General features: G+C 48.8%; 4 protein-coding genes and 1 pseudogene. All 5 read right to left on the bottom strand.

What is annotated here, in order from left to right; genetic code table 11:
* Positions 1-93: 93 nt before the first annotated feature.
* Complete coding sequence (locus G3578_RS20540; RefSeq protein ID WP_165215675.1) at positions 94-777, bottom strand: HAMP domain-containing protein; 684 nt, start codon at positions 775-777, stop codon at positions 94-96.
* Between the two features lie 37 nt (positions 778-814).
* Positions 815-1531 carry an ABC transporter permease gene (locus tag G3578_RS20545; RefSeq protein ID WP_165215676.1) on the bottom strand — a complete coding sequence of 239 codons (717 nt, stop codon included), beginning with the start codon at positions 1529-1531 and terminating at the stop codon, positions 815-817.
* A gap of 1 nt (position 1532) precedes the next feature.
* A complete protein-coding gene (locus G3578_RS20550) occupies positions 1533-2291 on the bottom strand; it encodes an ABC transporter ATP-binding protein (RefSeq protein WP_165215677.1) in 759 nt (252 codons plus the stop codon).
* Between the two features lie 70 nt (positions 2292-2361).
* On the bottom strand, positions 2362-3228 hold the full coding sequence (locus G3578_RS20555) for a hypothetical protein (protein ID WP_165215678.1): 867 nt from the start codon (positions 3226-3228) through the stop codon (positions 2362-2364).
* 772 nt (positions 3229-4000) lie between these two features.
* Positions 4001-4155: pseudogene (locus G3578_RS21080) on the bottom strand (IS256 family transposase); the annotation flags it as partial.

Genomic DNA, 4155 nt, shown 5'->3' on the forward strand with positions numbered 1-4155 from the left:
AAACACTTCAGACAGCGAGATCAACGTCTCAAACCCAGATTCGTTTCCCCCGGCTACCGCCATTCTACACCTTTACTCATGAAAAAAGGTCAATCAGATGTTACTCTGATTGACCTCATAATACGGATGATCCAGATTTCCCTCTTTGATTTGCAAGGCGGCGTGTTTCAACGCATACAAAGGTTTGATGATGCTGCGGGAAACCAAATAGGTCAAAATCCCGTTGGTTAACCCGATCACAACAAGCAGGGTCAGCACCATCAACGGGAAAACCATTCTGGCGTTTTGGAAGAACAGGTTCAAATCGGAGAGCACATACACCGTGCCGGGACGGTGATCGCTGAACGTGATATCCACCTTTTCCACCGCAAAACGGCCGTCCAATCTGTTGCCCCAGTGAGGTTGGTCAGGCTCTGTCCGCAATTCCTTGAGCCGGTGATAAAGATCGGGGCTGTCCACAACAGGCGAAGCGAAGGTCACCCGATCATTCCGAATGACAACGAGCCCCGCCTGCACATGGTTCAACTGTTCGTCCGTGTTTTTCAAAAACCCGCTGTCGGTGAACCGATCGGGATCTGTTCGTGCCATAAACTTGACGCCGGCAATCAGTTCATTTCGCTGGTTGGCCGTTTCCCATGGCACCGGCATTCCTTTCCCGGTTCCCGCCGCATCTTGAAAAAATACGGAAGCCAGCGCTGCGGCGATCAGGGCGAACAGGACGACGGGAATGAAGGTCATGGCGATATAGGAAAGCAGCAGCCTCATCTTGATGGACATGGGCAATTCTCCTTAACACGAACGGATCATCGGTTCGTCACAATTGTTTTCTGTCGAATAACAGCCACCCTGCCGTATAAACGATTATACAATATGAAAGAAGCAGAACGGACGTATTGAGCAGGGTATTCATCGACATCCCGTTTCCAACCCAAAGCACATACCAGTTCGTATAAGAAAAGACGGACCACACGGCAAACTGCGGGAAAACGAACGGGAATAGCTTGGCTGCAGCATAGATGAAGATGGCCGTCGCCATCGCACCCGTGGTGCTGCTGAAGCACTGTGCGATGAACACCACAATCAATCCGATCGCCATCATCGGCACAAAAGAAGCTGCATAGGCCTTTACGCTATCCAGCACACCCCCGGCCATTTCTCCTCCCGGCACCATCCATCCCGAAACAGCAGAAGCAATCCAGAGCACACCGAGATGAACGGCAAGATAGACGGCGATGGCCAACACTTTCGAGGCGAACACTTTTGTTCGCGAGATGGGGCGAACGAGAACGAGCTTCAGCGTGCGAGCCGCCACTTCGCCGGAAAAAGAATCCACGGCGGTCATAAACAGAAACAGCGGAAGCAAGGCGAACGTGAACAAGCTGAGCATCAGCATGGGCAGGTTGCTTCCGAGCCCTCCGAAAACACCTGTATGATTTTGCAAGAAGGCGAGCAATATGGCGGAAATGATCGGAACGAGGAGGGTGAGCAGCAAAAATCCTTTCGTTCTTCGGCGTTTCCACAGTTTTTCCATTTCATTCAGCGTATTGGCGTATAAACGATCCATAATCCTCCTCTTCCTTCAGAGCTTGAATTTGCGAAATCACATACTGCTCGAGCGTCATCTCTTCCGTTAACCATTCATTCACTTTCCCAAGACGGATGAGGCTGCCGTTATGCATGATCCCGATGCGGTTTGCGATCATACTCAAGTCGTGGATCAAATGGCTGGAAATCAGGAAGGTTATTCCCTGTTCAAGAGCCAGCTGTTGAATTGTGTTTCGGACATCAACCATGCCTTCCATATCGAGACCATTGGTCGGTTCATCCAGAATGACCAGCTGCGGATTGGACAGCAAGGCAGAGGCCAGCGCCAGCCGCTGCTTCATCCCGAGCGAAAAGCCTCCCACCCGTTCCCGCTTGTATGGGGCAAGACCGACCTGTTCGAGTGACTGGTCGATTCTGGTCTTCGGAAGATCGGGATAAAAACGGGCGGACAGCTTCAGGTTATCGTACGCACTCATATAATCATAGGCATCCGCCGTTTCAATGATACAACCCACGATCTCCATGGCCTGTTCGAAACGCTCCGATACACAATGTCCGAATATGCGGATGCTTCCCTGATCCGGCCGAATTAATCCCATGATGAGTTTTAACAGCGTGGTTTTGCCTGCGCCATTGGGACCGATCAACCCGAAAATATCTCCCTTTGATATGTCAAAACTGACATTCCGGACTCCGCGGCCGTTTTTATACAGCTTGGTAACTTCTTTCACTTCCAATATGCTCATCGTCCAATCCCTCCTTTCCTGATGGGTTCGTTTATGGGGGGACAGCATGGCTGTCCCGCCGCCTTGCCACTTAATGATGCCAGCCGCGCTTCGGCCCATCATGCTGAATGGCCAGGGTTTGTTTTCCCGTTAAGTCGATCCGATCCGGGATCGTTTTGTTAAATCCGGAGAAATCGACGTGAAGCCGGATGGCGAGAACATGATTTTTACCGGCGTCATCCGTACCGGTAATGTTGATGACCGCCGTTTGCTCTTCAAGCAGGTTATCCGGGTTGATGTTGGCGTCCAAATTGATGTTCTCAACTTGAATATTGTCCGTCAGTTTCGGAAGGTTCACGTTCATATCCGCATGTTCCCACCCATCGCAATCGGCAGCCTTGGAAACGGCCAACGTTGCCAGCGCATTCACAACCGCGGGAATCTGGCTTCTGGAAAGATGTAGCGCTGCCTGCTTGCCTCCGTCCGATTCACTTTCCACCGTCGCAAGTTCCCGCATATTGCCCATCAACGCATCGAATGCTTGCTCCACCGCTTTTGGCGGGTTCGGCCCAACGCCTTCATGCTGCCATTTCGGAGCCTCTTGCTCCATCACGCGATAAACATCGTCATCGCCTCTTTTGAAAATGACTTTCCCGTCTTGTCGAAACACATGCAGGGAATGCGTCTGAGAACCGTCACCGAAAGTTGCAGCCATGCTCCCGGCATTCCGCTCTTTATCCAATTTGATGTTCGCAGTGCCTGCCAGCACCTTCGTCCCGTTATCGGTGACTGTCAAGTCTGCATTCGCTGTCAGGCTCGTTACCGCTTTGGTATTTTTCAGCGCCGCTTTGTAAGTATCATATCCGGCTGTGTTCGCCATCGCGGAAAAACCGCTAACAAAAAGCATCACCGCGCCGATTCCGAAACCGACTCCCACCGTCCACCATTTTTTTCTCATGATTTTCCTCCAACGTGAAATATTCGAAAGCTTCGGGCTGCTTTATTTCCTTTGTTACTTCCACCTCCACGCAAACGCTGCCAAAGCTTTCTGTATTTCATCATAACCACCAGGTCTAAAACGCCTCTAAATCAATTCTAAAAAAAGTATAAAGAGCGGCCGTATTTTAGCCGCCTGGGAATGTTCAAGAAACGGTGCTTTTACGCGTTTATAGATCAAGCTTGAAATAGTCACGGCAACAACCACCGATATCAAAGCGATGGGATTTGTCCTGTTCAAGTTCGCAAAAAAGAGGCCTTGGTAGGTATCAAGCATACCCGAAAATTCTGTTTGGTTTAAACGATTGGAATCAATCTGATTCGATCACTAAGGAAGTCATTTCTGTCTCCGATTAAAAGAATTGTCCCGATGAATGAAGATGGTTCATCGGGACAACTTAGAGGTTGCTTTCCAAGTTTTTTAGCTTTTTCCGAGTTTTTTTACAACAGCACAACATGTCTGTTTTTGACTCAAATTGTTGATTTGACAGGAAATATAGTGTTGAAAAACGGCCTCCTTGGAAAAATAAGTATTAGACTGTTCCTTAGTAAAACAATAACGCAGACCATAGTCCAGAATAATAAAGTTCTAGACTAGTTATTCATGATTGAACAAATAATGATCTTAAATTAAATTGTTCAATCCACAACTCATAACAAATTAACAGTTTAAAAAAGGACTAACTTCTGGGGGTCTGTCAATGATTTTGTGTAAACTCCAATAGCCGTTAGGCTCAGCGGAGATATGGTTGAACTCGCTCTGGAAACTGAACGGACAGTTGTAACAGAATTTGGCCCCAGTTCTGAACTCTCCCCGTCCACTTTCGTAACACATCCATGGTTGCCAGGTAGAGCATTTTGAGCAGGGCTTCGTCTGTAGGGAAAATGG

This window comes from Brevibacillus sp. SYP-B805 (assembly GCF_011059135.1).
GTDB lineage: Bacteria > Bacillota > Bacilli > Brevibacillales > Brevibacillaceae > Brevibacillus_F.

Coding starts and splice junctions, on each gene's coding strand:
- G3578_RS20555 (WP_165215678.1), bottom strand. CDS start 3,228: ATGAGAAAAAAATGGTGGACGGTGGGAGTCGGTTTCGGAATCGGCGCG.
- G3578_RS20545 (WP_165215676.1), bottom strand. CDS start 1,531: ATGGAAAAACTGTGGAAACGCCGAAGAACGAAAGGATTTTTGCTGCTC.
- G3578_RS20540 (WP_165215675.1), bottom strand. CDS start 777: ATGTCCATCAAGATGAGGCTGCTGCTTTCCTATATCGCCATGACCTTC.
- G3578_RS20550 (WP_165215677.1), bottom strand. CDS start 2,291: ATGAGCATATTGGAAGTGAAAGAAGTTACCAAGCTGTATAAAAACGGC.